18 protein-coding genes are annotated in these 17606 nt (G+C 68.8%); 5 read left to right on the top strand and 13 right to left on the bottom strand.

Annotation, left to right across the window (positions count from 1 at the left end):
• On the bottom strand, positions 1–1444 hold a 1444-nt coding region (locus FPZ12_RS36220), incomplete at its 3' end, for a phosphatidylglycerol lysyltransferase domain-containing protein (RefSeq protein ID WP_150980663.1).
• Positions 1445–1572: 128 nt separating this feature from the next.
• On the opposite strand from FPZ12_RS36220, the gene panB reads away from it, so the two are divergent.
• Positions 1573–2430 carry a 3-methyl-2-oxobutanoate hydroxymethyltransferase gene (panB, locus tag FPZ12_RS36215; protein ID WP_144758100.1) on the top strand — a complete coding sequence of 286 codons (858 nt, stop codon included), beginning with the start codon at positions 1573–1575 and terminating at the stop codon, positions 2428–2430.
• 468 nt (positions 2431–2898) lie between these two features.
• Here the strand turns inward: panB and FPZ12_RS36210 are convergent, their stop codons facing one another.
• From FPZ12_RS36210 to FPZ12_RS36180, 7 genes are all read right to left on the bottom strand, one after another.
• Positions 2899–3801: a cytochrome c oxidase assembly protein gene (locus FPZ12_RS36210; RefSeq protein WP_144758099.1), complete on the bottom strand. Its 903-nt coding sequence runs from the start codon at positions 3799–3801 to the stop codon at positions 2899–2901.
• Complete coding sequence (locus FPZ12_RS36205) at positions 3798–4742, bottom strand: undecaprenyl-diphosphate phosphatase (protein WP_144758098.1); 945 nt, start codon at positions 4740–4742, stop codon at positions 3798–3800. The genes FPZ12_RS36210 and FPZ12_RS36205 overlap by 4 nt, the downstream gene beginning before the upstream one ends.
• An 87-nt stretch (positions 4743–4829) precedes the next feature.
• A complete protein-coding gene (locus FPZ12_RS36200) occupies positions 4830–5636 on the bottom strand; it encodes an ABC transporter permease (protein WP_144758097.1) in 807 nt (268 codons plus the stop codon).
• The gene (locus FPZ12_RS36195; RefSeq protein ID WP_144758096.1) at positions 5633–6490 is read right to left on the bottom strand and encodes an ABC transporter permease; all 858 of its coding nucleotides are present in this window, start codon (positions 6488–6490) and stop codon (positions 5633–5635) included. Before FPZ12_RS36195 ends, FPZ12_RS36200 begins: the two co-directional genes overlap by 4 nt.
• A 4-nt stretch (positions 6491–6494) precedes the next feature.
• A complete protein-coding gene (locus FPZ12_RS36190) occupies positions 6495–7700 on the bottom strand; it encodes an ABC transporter substrate-binding protein (RefSeq protein ID WP_144758095.1) in 1206 nt (401 codons plus the stop codon).
• Complete coding sequence (locus FPZ12_RS36185) at positions 7693–8784, bottom strand: ABC transporter ATP-binding protein (protein WP_166463019.1); 1092 nt, start codon at positions 8782–8784, stop codon at positions 7693–7695. The genes FPZ12_RS36190 and FPZ12_RS36185 overlap by 8 nt, the downstream gene beginning before the upstream one ends.
• Positions 8784–10208 carry a gamma-aminobutyraldehyde dehydrogenase gene (locus tag FPZ12_RS36180; protein ID WP_144758093.1) on the bottom strand — a complete coding sequence of 475 codons (1425 nt, stop codon included), beginning with the start codon at positions 10206–10208 and terminating at the stop codon, positions 8784–8786. The genes FPZ12_RS36185 and FPZ12_RS36180 overlap by 1 nt, the downstream gene beginning before the upstream one ends.
• 182 nt (positions 10209–10390) lie before the next feature.
• Between FPZ12_RS36180 and FPZ12_RS36175 the strand changes: the two genes are divergently transcribed.
• Together FPZ12_RS36175 and FPZ12_RS36170 are read left to right on the top strand one after the other, a co-directional pair.
• Positions 10391–11128 carry a FadR/GntR family transcriptional regulator gene (locus FPZ12_RS36175; RefSeq protein WP_144758092.1) on the top strand — a complete coding sequence of 246 codons (738 nt, stop codon included), beginning with the start codon at positions 10391–10393 and terminating at the stop codon, positions 11126–11128.
• 18 nt (positions 11129–11146) lie between these two features.
• Complete coding sequence (locus tag FPZ12_RS36170; RefSeq protein WP_144758091.1) at positions 11147–11878, top strand: cache domain-containing protein; 732 nt, start codon at positions 11147–11149, stop codon at positions 11876–11878.
• On the opposite strand, the gene FPZ12_RS36165 is transcribed toward FPZ12_RS36170, so the two are convergent.
• The 3 genes from FPZ12_RS36165 to FPZ12_RS36155 are packed head-to-tail and all read right to left on the bottom strand — an operon-like array spanning position 11868 to position 14406.
• Positions 11868–12626, bottom strand: a complete 759-nt coding sequence (locus FPZ12_RS36165; protein WP_144758090.1) for a helical backbone metal receptor — start codon at positions 12624–12626, stop codon at positions 11868–11870. The two genes, FPZ12_RS36170 and FPZ12_RS36165, sit on opposite strands and share 11 nt — an antisense overlap.
• A complete protein-coding gene (locus FPZ12_RS36160; protein WP_144758089.1) occupies positions 12623–12994 on the bottom strand; it encodes a DUF4326 domain-containing protein in 372 nt (123 codons plus the stop codon). The genes FPZ12_RS36165 and FPZ12_RS36160 overlap by 4 nt, the downstream gene beginning before the upstream one ends.
• Positions 12994–14406: an RNB domain-containing ribonuclease gene (locus tag FPZ12_RS36155; protein ID WP_144758088.1), complete on the bottom strand. Its 1413-nt coding sequence runs from the start codon at positions 14404–14406 to the stop codon at positions 12994–12996. The genes FPZ12_RS36160 and FPZ12_RS36155 overlap by 1 nt, the downstream gene beginning before the upstream one ends.
• Before the next feature lie 125 nt (positions 14407–14531).
• Here FPZ12_RS36155 and FPZ12_RS36150 point away from each other — a divergent pair, with 125 nt between their 5' ends.
• Together FPZ12_RS36150 and FPZ12_RS36145 are read left to right on the top strand one after the other, a co-directional pair.
• Complete coding sequence (locus tag FPZ12_RS36150; RefSeq protein ID WP_144758087.1) at positions 14532–15482, top strand: ATP-binding protein; 951 nt, start codon at positions 14532–14534, stop codon at positions 15480–15482.
• A 26-nt stretch (positions 15483–15508) separates the two neighbouring features.
• On the top strand, positions 15509–15895 hold the full coding sequence (locus tag FPZ12_RS36145) for an SCO5389 family protein (RefSeq protein WP_144758086.1): 387 nt from the start codon (positions 15509–15511) through the stop codon (positions 15893–15895).
• A 60-nt stretch (positions 15896–15955) separates the two neighbouring features.
• Here the strand turns inward: FPZ12_RS36145 and FPZ12_RS36140 are convergent, their stop codons facing one another.
• Both FPZ12_RS36140 and FPZ12_RS36135 read right to left on the bottom strand, forming a co-directional pair.
• Positions 15956–16153 carry a hypothetical protein gene (locus tag FPZ12_RS36140; protein ID WP_144758085.1) on the bottom strand — a complete coding sequence of 66 codons (198 nt, stop codon included), beginning with the start codon at positions 16151–16153 and terminating at the stop codon, positions 15956–15958.
• 197 nt (positions 16154–16350) lie between these two features.
• Positions 16351–17598 carry a hypothetical protein gene (locus tag FPZ12_RS36135; RefSeq protein ID WP_150980660.1) on the bottom strand — a complete coding sequence of 416 codons (1248 nt, stop codon included), beginning with the start codon at positions 17596–17598 and terminating at the stop codon, positions 16351–16353.
• Between the last annotated feature and the right edge of the window lie 8 nt (positions 17599–17606).

The following is a 17606-nucleotide window of genomic DNA, read 5'->3' as shown; positions in this document are numbered from 1 at the left end:
CAACCTGCGCGACGAGGTATTCGGTGAGCCCGTTCTCCGCGTCACGATCGCGACGCATCAGATCCAGGGAAAGCCCGCGCCGCCCCCACGGCACGAAGGACAGCAGCCCGCGCAACTGCCCGGTGGCGTCGTAGGCCTCGGCCATCACGCACCGCCCGTCCGACGGGTCGCCCAGCCTCGACAGCGCCATCGAGAACCCCCGTTCGGTGCCCGCGCCACGCCACTGCTGGGCCTTCGCCAACAGATCATCCATTTCGGACGGTGGGACGTCCGCGTGCCGGCGGACCTGCGCGGTGTATCCCGCGCGCTCGATGCGACGCACCGCCTGCCGCACGGACCGCCGTTCCGGGCCGGACAACCGGAAGTCGCGGACATCGAGCACGGCCTCGTCCCCGATCTCCAGCGCCTTCAGCCCCGCACGGACGTAGGCTTTCGCGCCCCGTTCGCTCGCCCCCAGCACACCCGGGGACCAACCGTAGGTGTGCGCCTCGGCCAACCACGCGGCGATCGCCTGCGGCCACGACTCCGGATCACCGATCGGATCGGCGCTCGCGATGCTCGTGCCACCCAGTACCCGGTAGGTCACCGCGGCCTGGCCATTGGGCGCGAACACCACGCTCTTGTCGCGGCGGGTGGCGAAATACCCCAGCGAATCGTCCTCGCCGAACTGCGCGAGCAACGACCGCAGCCGAAGCTCTTCCTCATCGCTGCGATGCCGCTGCGAGCGCACGCCACGGAAGAACGTCGACAGCGTGGCCACCGCGACGGCCGTGCCACCGAGGTCGAGCAGCAGATCGACCCAGCCCGGGCCTTCCTGCACACCCAGTCGGCGCAGCTGCAGCAACTCACCGGTCGCGTGGTTCGCCGCCCACAGGAAGCTGTCGCCGAGGCCGGTCAGCGTTCCCGGGAACACCGTCAGCAATGCCCAGCCGACGGAAATCACCACCGCCAGCCCACCGAGCCCCACGGCCAGCGCGTACTTCCACGCTCCTGGCGCCAAGCGAGCCGGGAACGCCGGGCGCAGCGCGATCAGAAGCACGATCAGTCCAATCGCCACCAGCTCCACGCCGGTGAGTGCCCACAGCGCGACCGGGATGTGGGTGCGCTCGCGCCGGGCGAGCGTGAGCGCGCCGGGCGCCCACAGCAAGGCCGCATGGAACGCCATCGTCACCGCGAGCCCACCGACCTGGAACAGGAGCAGCGTGTTCAGCGCAGCCCGCTTCCGCCGCCGTAACGCGGCGCCGAGCACCGCCAGCACCAGAGCGATCAGGATGTTCGCGTCGGCTGGGATGTTCAGCACACTGAACGCCAGCACCGTCCAGTGGTAGAAGCCGTGGTGACCGCCCCAGATCAGCAGCGCCACCGAGGCGAGCGCGCCCAGCTGGACCACCGTGGCGACCACGCCACCGGCCTTTCGCCGCCACCTCGGCACCTCTTCGGTCATGGTCACCACCCCGTGTGAAGCTCGTCGCAGGCACTTGGGCGGGGTCGCGACACGGTGTCACGCTTGGTTGCCCAGATCCACGACCCGGGGACCCGACGAGGGCCTCGAGGGAAGGTTGGTCGACGACGATGTCCAATTCTGGTGAGACCGTGGCGCCCTACGGCAACGGCCCCAAAACCGGCGCGCCCGCCAAGAAGGTGCGCATCCCCCACCTGCAAGAGCTGAAGGACCGCGGCGAACCGTGGCCGATGCTCACGGCGTACGACATGTACACCGCCGAGCTGTTCGACGAGGCCGGTATCCCGGTGCTGCTGGTCGGCGACTCCGCCGCGAACAACGTCTTCGGCTACGACACGTCGCTGCCGGTGACGGTGGACGAGCTGCTCCCGCTCGTGCGCGCCGTGACCGGGGCTGCCAAACGCGCCCTGGTCGTGGCGGATCTGCCGTTCGGCTCGTACCAGCTCTCGCCCGAGCAGGCGCTGGCGACCGCGGTGCGGTTCATGAAGGAAGGCCGGGCCCATGCCGTCAAGCTTGAGGGCGGCAAGCGGTTCGCACCGCACGTGGAGGCGCTGACGGGGTCCGGGGTCCCGGTGATGGGCCACATCGGCTTCACCCCGCAGAGTGAGCACAACCTGGGCGGGTACCGCGTGCAGGGCCGTGGCGAGGCGGGCGCGAACCTGGTCGCCGACGCGGTCGCGCTGCAGGAGGCGGGCGCCTTCGCGGTGGTGATGGAGATGGTGCCCGCGGAGGTGGCGAAGCAGGTCACGCATGAGCTGAAGATCCCAACTGTCGGTATCGGCGCCGGGCCGGACTGCGATGCCCAGGTGCTCGTCTGGCAGGACATGGCGGGGTTGCGTCGCGGCCGGTCGCCGCGGTTCGTCAAGCGGTATGCGGACCTGGCCGGCGAGCTCTCCGGCGCCGCGGCCGCATTCGCCGACGAAGTGCGACGGGGCGAGTTCCCGGCTCCCGAACACGCATTCCACTAGGACAACCCCGGAGAGCAAGGGACGTTTGCTCCGGCCTCGCGGAGCAAGGGGCCTTCGCTCCAACCGACCGGCTCCGAACGCTCGGGCGACCGGCGGGAGCAAGGAACGTCTGCTCCCGCCGGGCCGAGGAAGGGATGGTTGCTCCAAACCCGAGGACGGCCGCGCAGGTGCCGAGAGCAAGGAACGTCTGCTCCGCCTCGGCCGAGGAAGGGATGTTTGCTCCAAACCCGAGGACGGCCGCGCAGGTGCCGAGAGCAAGGAACGTCTGCTCCGCCTCGGCCGAGGAAGGGATGTTTGCTTCAAATCCGGGGGCAGCCGGGCGGGTGCGGGGAGCAAGGGACGTTTGCTGCGCCGCGGCCGAGCGAGGGACGTTTGCTCCCACCCAGGCACCAACCGCATTCGGGCGCGTCCTCGGAGCAAGGGACGTTTGCTGCGGTGGCATTGGAGTGGACGTTCCTTGCTGCCGGGCTAGGTGCGGTTTCGGTTGAAGCGTTCGGCGAGGACGGGGTCGGACTCCCACCAGAGTCCGGCGCCGCCTTGCTGCTCCGTTTCGTCGAGTTCGCGGTCGACTCGTTCGGCCTGGCGTTCGTCGTCGCGCATCCAGCGGGTGAACAGCGCGCCGACGAAAGGCAGGCCGGCGAGGTCGCCGCCGATCCACAGGATCCCTGCGCCGATGATCTGGTCGGTGCGCAGGCCCGGCCCCCACAGCCGCCCGAGCGCCTCGTAGTAGCCGGCCGCGCGCAGCGGGCCCAGCCAGAGAACCAGGCCGAGCGCAGCATCCACGACGACCTCGGCGAAGCTGATGCCGAACGAGACCAGGTGGTGGTCATCGCGGGGAGTCGGGTCCAGCCGGAGCCTGGTCCAGAAGTACACGAAACCACAACAAACGAGCACCAACCGCACGAGCGCGTCGACCGCCGAGTGCCGCAGGGTCAGCTCGTACAACGGCGTCAGATACAGCGCGAACGGTGGCACGATCAACAGCACCGTGATCACCAGCGGGAAAGTCAGCGTCCGCGCGGCTCGCCCGCGGCCGACGCGGCGCAGCGTGTCCGCGAACGGCGAGACGCCCAGCACCAGCGTGAACGGGGCGCCGAGCGCGAGCAGCAACGGGGTGATCATCAACAGCACCACCGTTTGCGTGGCGCGCACCCAGAACAGCGTGTCGTCGTACACGCCGAGGAAAGAGCACGTCACCAGCAGGACAGTGCCCAGACCGGCAAGGAACGCCACCGTCCGGCCCCGGGCCCACTGGTGCATCCGGCGCGCGGCCAGCAAATACCCCGCGCCGAGCACCACGACGAAAACGACAGCCGGGACGTCGAACGTCCAAGCTGTTGCGATCCGCCCCCAGGAAAGCGGTTCGATCATGCCACGAAATACACCAAACTACCGATTCCGGCGACCACACAGTAAATAGCGAACGGCGTCAGCGTACGCGTTTCGAAATAGGAAGTCAGGAATCGCACCGCGATGTAGGCCGCGATTCCCGCGACCAGGCTCCCGACCAGGGCCGGGCCGAGTGAGGCGCGGTTCTCCTCGGTGAACAGGGACGGCATCTTCAGGACACCGGCGGCCAAAATCACCGGCGTGGCAAGAAGAAACGCAAAACGGGCGGCGTCCTCGTGGTCGAGCCCGCGCCGCAGGCCCGCGACCATCGTGATGCCGGACCGGCTGATTCCCGGGAACAGGGCCAGGATCTGCGCCGCGCCGATCAGGATCGCCTCGCCGATGCCGAGCTTCGACAACCGCAGATCCGACGCCTCCTCGACGCTCACCGCACGCATCGGCATGGTCACTTCGGCCGAGAAATCGATCGTCTGCTCGGCCGCGAGCGGCACCGAGGGCTCAGGGGCGCGCGAGCGGCCGAACCGCTCCACGGCCAGCAACACCGCCCCGTTCAGTGCAAGGAAAATCGCCGTGGGAATGGGCTTTCCGAGGAAGTTGCGCAGCGCGCTCTCCAGCAGCAGCCCCGCGATGCCGACCGGGATCGTCGCCAGCACGAGCAGCCATGCCAGCCGCTGGTCGGAGTCGACCACTTCGCGGTCCCGGATCGACGTCCACAGCCCGCCCAGGATCCGCACCCAGTCCCGCCAGAAGAAGACGACGAGCGCGATCGCGGTCGCCACGTGCATGGCGACCAGAACCGCCAGGTAGGGCGAGTCCTTGCCCATGCTCAGATCGTTCGCCCACGATCCGCCCAGCCACGCCGGCAGCAGAATGGAATGGCCGAGACTGGAAACCGGGAACAATTCGGACACGCCCTGCAGGGCGCCGACCACAATCGCCTCGAAATATGTCACAGCGGACATTGAGGACCTTTCCACAACGGCGACGCACTGGCATTCGCCAAGAAAGTACCTGACGCCACACCCGCCGGACGCTCTGGAGTCGCGGCCCTACATGCGCCCTCCGCTGGCCGTGTCGCCGGAAAGTCGTTGCGCGAGGTAGACCGGCACGGTCGACACCACGATCAGCACCGCGGCGACCACGTTCACCACCGGCGCCTGGTTCGGGCGGAACAGGTTGTCCAGGATCCAGATCGGCAGCGTCTGCAGGCCCGCGCCCAGGGTGAACGTGGTCACGATGATCTCGTCGAACGACAGCGCGAACGCGAGCAGCCCGCCGGCGAGCAGCGCGGAGCGCAGCATCGGGAAGGTGACCAGCCGGAAGGTGGTCACACCATCCGCGCCGAGGTCGGCCGAGGCCTCCTCCAGGTTCCCGCCCATCCGCCGCAGCCGGGCGACCACGTTGTTGAAGACCACGACGATGCAGAACGTCGCGTGCGCGATGATCGCCGTCAGCAGGCCGAGATCGATCCCGAGGATCGTGCGGAACGCGTTGTTCAGCGCGATACCGGTCACGATCCCCGGCAGGGCGATCGGCAGGATTATCAGCAGCGACACCGAATCCCGCCCGAAGAACCGGTATCGCTGCAGCGCGAACGCGGCCATGGTGCCGAGCACCAGCGCGATCGCGGTGGCCGAAACCCCGGCGATCAGGCTCGTCCACAATGCGTTGAGCACCCCGGAGTTCCCGAGTGCCCTGCTCCACCATTCCAGCGTGAACCCCGAAGGCGGCCAGCCGAACGCCGGATCGGCGTTCACCGAGTTGAGCAATACCACAAGCAGCGGGATGTAGATCACGGCAAGCCCGAGGACCAGCGCCCCGCGCAGCACGTACCTCGTCGTCTTCGAGAAGTTCACAGGTTCTCCAAGGCTCCGGTGCGCCGCACGGCGGCCAGGTAGACGAGCATGATCACGACGGGCACGGTGGCCACGGTCGCGGCGAAGGGCAGATTGTTCGCCGCCCCGATGTTGTCGTAGACGACGTTGCCGAGCATCTGGCTGGCCCCGCCGACGATCTTCACGGTGATGTAGTCGCCCAGCGACAACGAGAACGTGAAGATCGAACCGGCGACGATCGCGGGGAACGTCAGCGGCAGAATCACCGACGTGAAGGTCCGCCACGGCCTTGCACCCAGGTCACCGGCGGCGTCCACCAGGGAATCGGGCAACCGGTCGAGGCCCGCGTAGATCGGCAGGATCATGTACGGCAACCACAGGTACGACAGCGTGATCACCGTCGCCGTCACGCCGTATCCGGGGGTGGCGCCCAGCAGCCAGGACCACAAACCGTTGCCCGACAACATGACCCGCCACGAGTACGCCTTCACGAGATAGCTCGCCCACAGCGGGGTCATCACCGCGATCACCAGGAGCCGCTGCGCCCGCGGCGAGCAGAACTTGGCCATCGCGAACGCCATCGGGAAGGCGATCACCGCGTCCACCACCGTCACGAGCGCGGCGATGCCGACGGTGCGCACCGTGATCGTGCGGTAGACGTCTTCGGTGAACAGGGTGACGAAGTTGTCCAGCGACCAGGACGTCACGACCTGGCCGGTGAACGTGTCCGTGCTCCAGAAGGCGGTGACGAACAACGCCGCCAGCGCGCCGAGGTAGGCCAGCCCGAGCCACAGCAGTGGCGCGGACAGCAGGATCCCCAGCCGCAGTTTCGGCTTGCGGTAAAGGAAACTCGAGGCACCGGCGGCGACGCTCATCGGTTCAGCCCTTGATCTCGGTCCAGGCGCGCGTCCAGTCGCCGTAGTCCTTGCACTGCACGTCCGTGCGGCCGTCGAGGCACTGGGCGATCGGCGTGGTCCAGTAGTAGATCTGTGACGCGTATGCGCTGTCGCTGGCGTGGTAGGTGTCGCAGAACGTCGCGTCCGTGGTCTGCCCGCACGCCTTGGAGTTCGCCGGCGCCTCGCCGAAGTACTCCGCCACCTGGGCGTTGACCTTGGGGCTGATGATGTAGTCCATCCACTTGTAGGCGCACGTCTTGTGCTGCGACTTGGTCGCCACCATCCAGGTGTCCGACCAGCCGGTCGCCCCCTCGCTCGGCACGATGGCCTGCAGCGGCGCGCCTTCGCCCTGGGTCACGTTCACCGTCACCTGCCAGGCCGTGCCCAGCACCGAGTCGCCGTTCTTGAACGCCTGGCTTTCCTTGAGGTAGTCCGACCAGTACTCCGAGATCAGCGGGCGCTGCTGTTTGAGCAGGTCCACCGCCGCGGTGAACTGCTTGTCGTCCAGCGCGTACGGGTTCTTGATGCCCAGCTCGGGATTGTGCTTCATCAGGTACAACGCGGCGTCGGCGATGTAGATGGGCGAGTCGTAGCCGCTGATCTTGCCCTTGTACGGCGTGTTCGGGTCGAACATCGCCGACCAGGACGTGGGCGCGGGCTGCACCTTGTCCGTGCGCCAGGTGAGCAGGTTCGCGCCCCAGCCGTGCGGGATGCCGTAGGACACGTTGTTCACACTGTTCCACGACTTGTTCTTGAGGAAGTCGAACACGTCGGCGTAGTTCGGCACGAGGCTGGTGTTCACCGGCTCCACGTCACCGGAGGCGACGAGCCGCAGCGAGGCGTCACCCGAGGCGGAGACCACGTCGTACTCGCCGGTCTTCATCAGGTTCAGTGCCTCGTCGGAGGTGCCGAAGGTTTTGACGTTGACCTTGCAGCCGGTCTGCTGTTCGAACGGGGTGACCCAGTTGACGTTGGGATCGTTGGAGCCGTTTTCCGCGTAACCGGGCCAAGCCAGCACGTTCAGCGCGCCCTCGGGCTGGCCGAGCTGGGCCATCGGTTCCAGTTTGGGTGGGGTGAAACCCGCCCCGCCCGCGTTCGACGAGCTGGTGCTCGAGGTGCCGCAGGCCGCGATCGCGGTGCCCACGCACACCAGGCCGGCGAGCAGGCGCAGGGTCCGGCTGTTACGCATCGGTGTGCTCCTTGTCGTCTGGGATCCGGAAGTTGTGCTCCTGCCGCCACACCAGGCGGACCCGGCCGTCGGCAAGCTCGGGGGCGCGGTCGCTGTTCTGCCGCACCGCGGACAGCTGCCCGCCCGCGTCGAGGGAAACCACGTAGCGGATGGTGGCTCCCGCGTAATGGGTCGCGGTGACCGTGCCGGTCGCGCTGACCTCGCCGGGCTCCGCCGCCGAGGAGAGGTCGGGATCGAGGTGGATTTTCTCCGGCCGGATGCTGTAGGTGCCGCTGTGCCCGATGACCGCCTCCGCGCCACGGCCCGAAAGCAGGTTCGAGGTGCCGACGAAACCGGCGACGAAAGCGCTTGCGGGGTGTTCGTAGACCTCGTTCGGGGTGCCGGTCTGCTCGATCCGGCCGTCGTTGAACACGGCGATCCGGTCGCTCATCGTCAGCGCCTCGTCCTGGTCGTGCGTGACGAAGATGAACGTGATGCCGACGTCTCGCTGGATCTGCTTCAGCTCGGTCTGCATCGCCTGCCGCAGTTTGAGATCGAGCGCGCCGAGCGGTTCGTCGAGCAGGAGCACCCTGGGCCGGTTGACCAGCGCGCGGGCGAGCGCGACGCGTTGCCGCTGTCCGCCGGAAAGCTGGGAAGGCTTGCGGGCGGCGAAATCCTCCAGCCGGACGGTGCGGAGTGCTTCCGTGGCACGGCGTTTGCGTTCCGCGCGCGGCACCCGCTTCACCCGCAGGCCGTACTCGACGTTCTGCTGGACGTTCATGTGCGGGAACAGCGCGTAGTCCTGGAAGACGGTGTTGACGTCGCGCTCGAACGGCGCGAGCCGGGTGACGTCGCGGCCGCCCAGTTCGACCGTGCCCGAGGTGGGCAGGTCGAACCCGGCGATCATCCGGAGCACGGTGGTCTTGCCCGACCCCGAGGGCCCGAGCATCGAGAAGAACTCACCCTCGGCGATCTCCACGTCGATGCCGCGCACGGCGACGACCGGCCCGAACTCCTTGCGCAGCCCGGAAAGCCGGATCGCGGGCGCACCGGCGCGGGGTTTCGGTTCCGTCTCCATGGTGGCGGGCGCCTGGTTCGGTGACATCACGACCACGCCGTCATCACGTGCTTGATCCGGGTGTAGTCCTCCAGCCCGTAGAGCGAGAGATCCTTGCCATACCCGGATTTCTTGAACCCGCCGTGCGGCATCTCGGCGACGAGCGGGATGTGCGTGTTGATCCACACGCAGCCGAAGTCGAGGCGCGCGGACAGCCGCATCGCCTGCGCGTGGTCGGTCGTCCACACCGAGGACGCGAGCCCGTACTGGACGTCGTTGGCGTTGGCGAGCGCCTCGCCTTCGTCCGCGAACCCCTGCACGGTGATGACCGGGCCGAAGACCTCCTGCTGCACGATCTCGTCGTCCTGCTTCAGGCCCGACACGACGGTCGGTTCGAAGAAGTAGCCCTCGTCGCGTGCCCGTTTTCCTCCCGTGTGGACGGTGGCGTGGGCGGGCAGCCGGTCGAGGAAACCGGTCACCTTGGCGAGGTGCCCGGCGCTGTTCAACGGGCCGTAGGCGACGTCGGGGTCGTCGGGCAGGCCGGTCTTCGTGCCCTCGGCCTGCGCGGTCAGCGCGGCGAGGAACTCATCGTGGATGTCTTGGTGCACAAGGACTCTGGTGGCCGCGGTGCAGTCCTGGCCGGCGTTGAAGTATCCGGCGCCGGCGATCGCCTCGGCGGCGGCGTCGATGTCCGCGCCGGGGAAGACGAGTACCGGCGCCTTGCCGCCTAGTTCGAGGTGAACGCGTTTGACGTCCGCGGCCGCGGAACCCGCGACCTCCATCCCGGCGCGGATCGAGCCCGTGATCGAGACCATCGCGGGGATGTCGTGTTCGACGAGTGTCCGGCCGGTGTCGCGGTCGCCGCAGATCACGTTGAACACGCCCGGCGGCAGGAATTCCGCGGCGATCTCGGCGAGCAGGAGCGTCGAGGCCGGGGTGGTGTCCGAGGGTTTGAGCACCACCGTGTTCCCGGCGGCGAGCGCGGGCGCGATCTTCCAGATCGCCATCAGCAGCGGGTAGTTCCACGGCGTGACCTGCGCGCACACGCCGACGGGCTCGCGCCGGACGAAACTGGTGTGCCCGGCCATGTACTCGCCCGCGGAGCGGCCTTCGAGCGCGCGGGCGGCGCCGGCGAAGAAGCGCAGCTGGTCGATGAACATCGGCATTTCCTCGGCCTTGGTCAACTCGATGGGCTTGCCGGTGTTCGCCGACTCGACGCGGACGATCTCGTCCGCGCGGGCTTCGACGGCGTCGGCGATCCGTAGCAGCGCCAGCTGCCGCTCCCCCGGCGTCGTGTCACGCCACGTCTCGAACGCCTTCGCGGCCGCGCGCAACGCCCGGTCGACATCCTCAGCGCGCGCGATCGGCGCGGTGCAGTACGGGCGTCCGGTGACCGGATCGATGATCTCGGCGGTTTCGCCACCCGCGGGCTCGACCCGCGCACCGTCGATGAAGTGCTTGAGCTGATCCACGAACAGCCTCCCGTTCCCGGCGGCCGGCGGCGGAGCAAGGGATGTTTGCTACCGCCCTGGCCGTAGCAAACGTCCCTTGCTCCGCGCTCGGATTGGGCCAAAACATATAAGACCAGTTTTCATATGACAAGATGGTCAGGCAGGATTGAGGAGGCGGGCACCCGATCAGACCAAGGAGCGCGATGCGCACGACGCCGAAGTCACCCAGCGCGAGATCCGTGCTGTTCGCGCCGCTCGACCAGACCGGCCGGGTCGAAGCCGTCACCAGGCGCCTGGTCGACGCGATCCACCTCGGTCTGCTCGCCGACGACGAACAGCTCCCCAGCGAAGCGGAACTGGCCGCCCAGTTCGGCGTCTCCACTGTGACGGTTCGAGAGGCTCTGGTCGCGCTTCGCCAGCAGGGCCTCGTACAGACGCGACGCGGCCGAGGCGGCGGGAGCTTCGTACGCGCGCCGAAGGAAGAAGCGTCGTGGCGCGACAAGCTGCGCGACATGTCGATGAGCGAGCTTCGCGACATCGGTGACCACTACGTCGCGATAGCGGGCACGGCCGCGCGGCTCGCCGCGGAGCGCAGCTCGGCGGAGGACATCATGCGGCTGACGCTCGCCGCGGACGATTTGCAGGACGCGACGGGCGCGGCCGCTTCGCGCGCGGAGCGTCAGTTCCACCTGGAAATGGCCGCGGCCGCGCAGTCCCCGCGATTGACCCAGCAGGAGATCGGCCTGCAAAGTGAGCAAGGTGCACTGCTCTGGCTGCCACTCGGCGACGAACCGCACGTCACCGCGTGCGCCGAGCATCGCGCGATCACCGCCGCGATCGGCGAAGCCGACGGAGATCTTGCGCGCAAGCTCACCGAGGAGCACATACTGAACACCATCGACCGGCTGGCCGAGCTGCACCTGGACCTGCTCGGACCCTGAGAACCGGAGGGGCGGCCCGTGAACGACACCCGCACGCTGACAGGCGACGAGCTCGTCGAAGAGGTGTCCGCGCTGGTGGAGGGCATCTTCGGGACGCTGAAGCCGGTCGTGGCCGGCGCTGAGGCGATCCTCAACTCCACCGGCCCGGTACAGGCGGCGGACCTCGACGGGCTCCGGCCGCAGATCGCGAAGGCGCTCGGCGGCCTCATCGTCGGCGCCGGGTTCATCGCGGCCCCGGACACCCTCGACGACCAGCGGTTCGGGTTCGAATGGTGGACCGGCAACGGGCAGAGCGAACCCGCGCAGGTCTTCATCAGCCTCGACCCGAACAGCGAGCGCTTTCTCGACTACACCCGCCAGTCCTGGTTCACCGTGCCGCGCGACTCCGGACGACGCCACATCACCGGCCCGTACGTCGACTACCTGTGCACGGACACGTACACGCTCACGTTCACGATTCCCGTGCGGCGCAACGGAAAGTTCGCCGGAGTGGTCGGCGCCGACGTGGTCGTCCGCGAGCTGGAGCGCACGGTGCAGCACAAGCTGCGCGCGCTGCGCGGCCGGGCCGCGCTGGTCAACTCCCAGAGCCGGGTGATCGCGTCGAACAACGCGCGGCAGGCCACGGGGTCACTGGTGCGCAACCCCGACATCCCCAGCTGGTGGGCTTCCGGAGCGTCGGCGATGGCGGACGCTGGCGTGACACTGCGCCGTTGCGGTGACTCGACGATCGCCCTGCTGGTCACGGTTTGAGTGCGTGGTATGCGTCCACAAGGGACGGTCCATACCAGGTGAGGTAGCGCCCGGAGACGAGCTCGTAGGGCACGCCGGGGAAGAAGTCCGGCCCGTCGTCCGCGGTGAACTCGTACGGTTCGTCCGGCAGAACTAGCAAATCCGCCTCGCCGTCGGCGAACCACGAACGCAACTCGTCGAGTTTCGGCCTCGGATAACGGTCCTCGTGCTCGCCGTACACAATGGACACACCTACCCGGCGCAGCACGTCACCGGCGAAAGTGTCGCGCCCCAGGATCACCCACGGCTTGCGCCACACCGGAACCACGGCGTGCCGGCGAACCGGCGGCTTGTCCCGCCACAGATCCTCGGCCTGCACGAGCCATTCCGGCTCTGGCGCGTCGAAAGCTTGCGTCAGCAGCCGGCGCAACGACGCCAGCGCGTGCGGGACAGTGGCCGCCGCCTCCATCACCCAGACCGGGAACCCGTTGGCGCGCAACCGTTCCACGTCCTCCGGCCGGTTCTCCTCGGAGTTCGCCACGACGAGATCCGGCTCGAGCTCGATCACCCTGTTCAGCTTCGGGTACTTCGAGCCGCCGATCCGCGGCACCGCGAGCGACGCGGGATGCGTGCAGTAATCCGTTGCCCCGACAAGGATTCCGGGCGCGGTCACCTCGATCGCCTCGGTCAGCGAAGGCACCATCGATACGACCCGCCGCGGCCGGCCCCGCAGCGGGATGTCCTCACCGAGGTCGTCGAACAACGTCATTTCAGGTACTCCAGCAACACGTGCCCGTGGCAGGGCTGCGGGTCGCACCAGCACCCGAGCGCGCGGCCGTCCAATTCACCATCGCGCAAGCGTTTCAGCAGCTCCGGCTTCCCTTCGAGGTACTCGCGATAGTGTCGCAGCATCGCCTGGCGGTCGGTCTTCGCCTCCTTGACGAACGGGTTCGCGAACGGGGACTCCGGCCACGAGTGCCTGTTCCCCTTGTGCCCGATGTACGTGATGAGGTCCTGCTCCAGCAGCCAGGGCACGAGATGCTTGTGCGGCCCCGACTTCCGTACGTTCACCACCACCGCGTGACCGTCCCGCACCAGGTCGGCCAGCTCCTTCTCCCGCTCGGTCCAGTCCGCCATCACGCCCGCTCGAATGCGACCTTCCGCCTGTCCACGTCCGCGGAGAGCAGCCGGACCGTGATCCGCTCGCCCTCCGGCAGGTTCGCGCCCGCGCATTTGGCCATCACCGGCGGATCTTCCACCATGATCTCGGCCCTGGCCTCCTCCGCGCGTAACACCACGGCCTCGAACGTACCGCCGATGTGCCCGGCCAGCATCCACGACTCAACCTGGTCGACACACGCCTTCTCGACCCTCGCCGCAAGCGTGTCCGACGCGCTCATCAGCTCCGGCAGCCGGGGCAACGCGGCGCGAACCCAGGCGGGCACGGGCTGATCCGCCGTGACGGCCAGGCAGATTTCGGTGGCGAACCGGTCCACGAGACGGCGGATCGGCGCGGTGACGTGCGCATACGGGGCGCCGATCCCGGCGTGTGTGGTGGAAGCGGGCAGCTCTCCCTCGAACGCCGTGTAGCCCGCGCCGCGCAACAAACGCGTGGAGCAGGCGTACAGCGCCATCGACTCGGGGCGCGCAGGGTCGAGCCGCGACAACAGTTCCGACACCGTGTCGCTCGCGGGCCAGGAGATGCCGAGCGCCTGCGCGGATTTCCGTAGCCAGCGCACCGAATCGGCGTCGGCGTCGGGCAATGTGCGGAGCACGCCGACGCGAGCCTCGGTCATGATCGAGGCCGCCGCCATCCCGGTCAGCAGGGATATTTCGGCGTTCCACGCGTCGATTTCGTTGCGCGTCCGCATCGCGAGCACCCAGCCGTCCCCGGCGTCGCCGCCGATGGCGGGCTCGGGCAGCTGCAGTTCGACCGCGCCGCGCTGGACCGCGAGCTCGCGACGCAACCGGCCCAGCTGCGGCAGCGCCGCCACCGACGGATGCGGCGTGCCCGCCTCGATGTTCGCCTGGACCGTTTCGTAGTCGAACTGTTCGGTGGACCGGACCAGCGCGCGCCGCACGCGGACCGCCGTGGGTTCGCCGCCGGAGTCGAGGTCGATCGTCCACAGCACGGCAGGCCGCGTTTCGCCCGGCAGCAGGCTGGCAGCGCCTTCGGAGAGCACCGGTGGATGCAGCGGGACGTTGCCGTCCGGGAGGTACAGCGTCTGGCCGCGGCGGCAGGCCTCGCGGTCGACCGGGCCACCCGGCGCGACGAACGCGCCGAGGTCGGCTATCGCGTAGTGCAGTCGGAAACCGGCGCCGCGGCGCTCGATCACCATGGCCTGGTCGAGATCCTTGGCGCCGGGCGGATCGATCGTCACCAGCGGGAGTTCGGTCGCATCCTCCCGCGGCCCCTGTTCGCGCGGATCCATCGCCGCCGCCTCGGCCTCCGCCAGCACGTCGGCCTGGAAGGACTCCGGCAGCTCGAACTCGGCGCGCAGGCGGCCGAAGTCGCCTTCCGCCGGATGCGTCCGAACCGGTTGAGGCACACCAGCACCCTAACTCGCCCGGGGCCTGTTGATCCCCCGATCGAGCAGGGCCACTCGGGTGTATCTTGCCTGGCAACAATGAAAATCGATATCGTTTTCGCTTCGAGCAGAGGATGTGGTGCGCCGTGAAGATCGCCTTCGTGGGGAAGGGCGGCAGCGGAAAGACGACGCTGACCTCGCTGTTCGCCTCCTACGTCGCGGGTTCCGGGCATCCGGTGCTGGCCGTGGACGCGGACATCAACCAGCACCTGGCTGTCGCGCTGGGGGCGAGCGAGGAGGAGGCGGCAGCGCTTCCCACCCTCGGCGAGAACCTGCCTGCCATCAAGGACTACCTGCGCGGCGACAACCCGTTGATCAGCAGCGCGGACGCGATGATCAAGACGACGCCGCCGGGCCGGGGTTCGCGGCTGGTGCGGCCGTTCGAGGACAACCCGATCTTCACGGAGTGCTTCCGCGAGATCGGCGGCGTGCGACTGGGCGTGACGGGGCGGTTCACTGACGACGACCTCGGCGTGGCCTGCTACCACTCGAAGGTCGGCGCGGCCGAGCTGCTGCTGAACCACCTGGTCGACGACGTCGGCGAGTACGTCGTGCTCGACATGACCGCGGGCGCGGACGCGTTCGCTTCGGGCCTGTTCACCCGCTTCGACGTGACGTTCCTGGTTTGCGAGCCGACGCGGCGCAGCGTCGGGGTGTACCGGCAGTACGCGGACTACGCGCGCGACTTCGGGGTGCGGCTCGCCGTGGTCGGCAACAAGGTGACCGACGACGAGGATGTCGAGTTCCTGCGCGACGAGCTCGGCGACAACCTGCTGTGCTGGCTCACCGGCTCCGGGCACGTACGCGCCGCCGAGCGCGGCCAGGCGCGGCCGATCATCTCGCTGGAGCCCCACAACCTCGACGCGCTCGCCACCATGCTGTCCACTGTGGACTCGACGCCGCGGGACTGGGACCGGTTCCACCGCCAGGCCGTGGAGTTCCACCTGCGCAACGCCCGCTCGTGGGCCGGGGAGGAGCTGGCCGCCCAGGTCGACCCCGGGTTCGTGCCCGGCCCGCCCGCGCTGACCCGTTCCTGAGAAACCCCGAGGAGAAGGAGAAACCGTTGTCCCTGGACGTACCCGCCGCCCTGCTGGAGCGCGCCGAGTCCGGCGCCGTGACCGATGAGGAGTTCGTCGCCTGCGTGCGCAACTCGCTCCCCTACGCGTGGCAGGTGATCAGCCAGGTGGCCGCCGATCTGGAGGGCACCGACTTCGCCGACCACGCGACCCCGCCCCCGAGCGAGACCGAGCGCGGACAGCTGCTGCGCGCGCTCGCCTCCGACGCGATCCGGGGCGGGCTGGAGCGGCACTTCGGGATGAAGCTCGCCTTCCAGAACTGCCACCGCGTCGGCGCGTTCCGCCCGGCCGCTGTGGACAGTGACACCTACCGCGAGTTCATCTCGCCCGCCGGGCAGCTGCGCAACCAGAGCCCGGAACTGCGAGACTGCTGAGTCTTCGCGCGAGGCCGGCTTCCCTGGGTTTTCCCGGGGAAGCCGGCCTTTTCGCTGCGCTCAGTTGCCGCCCCACTTGGCGTCGTCCTCGTCGGCCTTCTTCGTGCGCTCCTTCGCGATCTCCAGCGCGCGGCGGGCCGTGGCCTCGTCGGGATACGGCCCGAGGAGGTCGATCGAGCGGGAGCGCTCGAGATGCTCCACCTCGCCGGTTCGCGTGTTGTAGTACCAGCCCTGGTCCGGATTCGGATCGTTGCCCATGCCACGAGCTTCGCACCCTCGCGAGGTGTTGTCAGCATGGCGGCGGGGGCGGTGCGGGTTCCCCGCCCCTTCGAACAGGACACGCGGCGGCTCACACCTCGGGGCAGAACGAAACGCGATCGGTTGTCCAGCAACAGGTTCGCGGCTTGTTCCATGGCGAGGAGCGCAGCGAGAAGCAGCCGGACGCCGACGGTTTGTCAGGGGCGGTACCGGTAAGGCAACTCCGTCGGGTCCCCGGTCGGGCCGAAGTTCGTCTGCTCCTCGTCCGGATAGTTGTCGAACCAGCCGCGCTCGGAGATGGGGATGCCACGCGGTGGGGTGTCGGCGTCCGCGTCCGCCCCGGGCGGCGAATGCGGGGGCTCGGGAGCGGGGGACGTTCGCTCCAACTCCGGAGCCTGCGCCTGCCCTGCGGGAGCAGGGGATGTTTGCTGCGGTTCGGCCGCCTGCGCCTCGGGAGCAGGGTGCGTTCGCTCCAGTTCGGGAGCAGGGTGCGTTTGCTCCGGTTCCCAAGGAAGGCGCCTTTGCTCCAACTCCGGCGCGGAGGACGTCTGCTCCACCTCCTGAGCAGGGTGCGTTTGCTCCACCCCGGGAGCGGGGGACGTCTGCTCCACCTCCCGAGCAAGGTGCGTTTGCTCCAACTCCGGAGCAGGGGACGTCTGCTCCACCCGAGGCGTGGGAGGCGTTTGCCCCGCGCCCGAAGCAAGGGACGTTTGCTCCGATCCCGCAGGTGGAGACGTTTGTGCCGGGCCGGGAGCAGGGGGCGTTTGCTCCGCGGGCGGGGCGGGCTGGCGCGGCTCCGGAGCAAGGGACGTTTGCTCCGATTCCCGGGGCGAGGGGGGTGCGGGCCTGCGCGGCGTCTCGGGCAGCGGCGGCACTTCGCCGCTTCGGTCCTTCGGGGTCGAGCGCCACACGGGGGCCGGCGGGATGTTCATCGGCGCGGCGCGCGGGCGGTCCGGGGCCGGCGCGGCGGTCGCGGGCCGGGCGGCGCCGCGCGGCGGGATCGGGTCCAGGCACGACACCAGCACGGTCGTGTTCTCCGGATCCTCCACGCGCCGCCCGCTTCGCTCGCGGTAGACCATGTCACCGTCGGCATCGATCTCCACCAGGTAGCCCGCCTCCGCGAGCTGCTCCTCATCCAGGTCGACCAGGTTTTCGTGCCGCGACGGGATCACTCGATAGACGGGCCAGGACAGCCCGCGATGCGTCTGGTGGAACTGCGAGAGCAGCGCGGCCATCTGCTGCTGCCACGGCAACGACATCGACTCGGCCAACGACCGCGGCAGTACCACGTAACCGTCGTCCACCCCGGGCAGACCGGAGTCCAGATAATCCGCCAGCGGCGTGCTCGACGCGGGGCGCGCGGCGGAACGAGGCGGCGGCGGGGCCGCGCCGAACAGGTCCCGGGGATTCCCGGTCTTGGCCCGCTTCCCGAATTTCTTGGCCACAATCAATC

The organism is Amycolatopsis acidicola (assembly GCF_007713735.2).
In the GTDB taxonomy this organism is placed as follows: Bacteria; Actinomycetota; Actinomycetes; order Mycobacteriales; family Pseudonocardiaceae; genus Amycolatopsis_E; species Amycolatopsis_E acidicola.
Note: the sequence above shows the minus strand (reverse complement) of the source record. Positions and strands in the feature narration are given on the sequence as shown.

Excerpts from the sequence above, each read along its gene's own strand:
- panB (WP_144758100.1), top strand. The coding sequence starts at position 1,573 with ATGTCCAATTCTGGTGAGACCGTGGCGCCCTACGGCAACGGCCCCAAA.
- FPZ12_RS36210 (WP_144758099.1), bottom strand. The coding sequence starts at position 3,801 with ATGATCGAACCGCTTTCCTGGGGGCGGATCGCAACAGCTTGGACGTTC.
- FPZ12_RS36205 (WP_144758098.1), bottom strand. The coding sequence starts at position 4,742 with ATGTCCGCTGTGACATATTTCGAGGCGATTGTGGTCGGCGCCCTGCAG.
- FPZ12_RS36195 (WP_144758096.1), bottom strand. The coding sequence starts at position 6,490 with ATGAGCGTCGCCGCCGGTGCCTCGAGTTTCCTTTACCGCAAGCCGAAA.
- FPZ12_RS36190 (WP_144758095.1), bottom strand. The coding sequence starts at position 7,700 with ATGCGTAACAGCCGGACCCTGCGCCTGCTCGCCGGCCTGGTGTGCGTG.
- FPZ12_RS36185 (WP_166463019.1), bottom strand. The coding sequence starts at position 8,784 with ATGTCACCGAACCAGGCGCCCGCCACCATGGAGACGGAACCGAAACCC.
- FPZ12_RS36175 (WP_144758092.1), top strand. The coding sequence starts at position 10,391 with ATGCGCACGACGCCGAAGTCACCCAGCGCGAGATCCGTGCTGTTCGCG.
- FPZ12_RS36165 (WP_144758090.1), bottom strand. The coding sequence starts at position 12,626 with ATGACGTTGTTCGACGACCTCGGTGAGGACATCCCGCTGCGGGGCCGG.
- FPZ12_RS36160 (WP_144758089.1), bottom strand. The coding sequence starts at position 12,994 with ATGGCGGACTGGACCGAGCGGGAGAAGGAGCTGGCCGACCTGGTGCGG.
- FPZ12_RS36140 (WP_144758085.1), bottom strand. The coding sequence starts at position 16,153 with ATGGGCAACGATCCGAATCCGGACCAGGGCTGGTACTACAACACGCGA.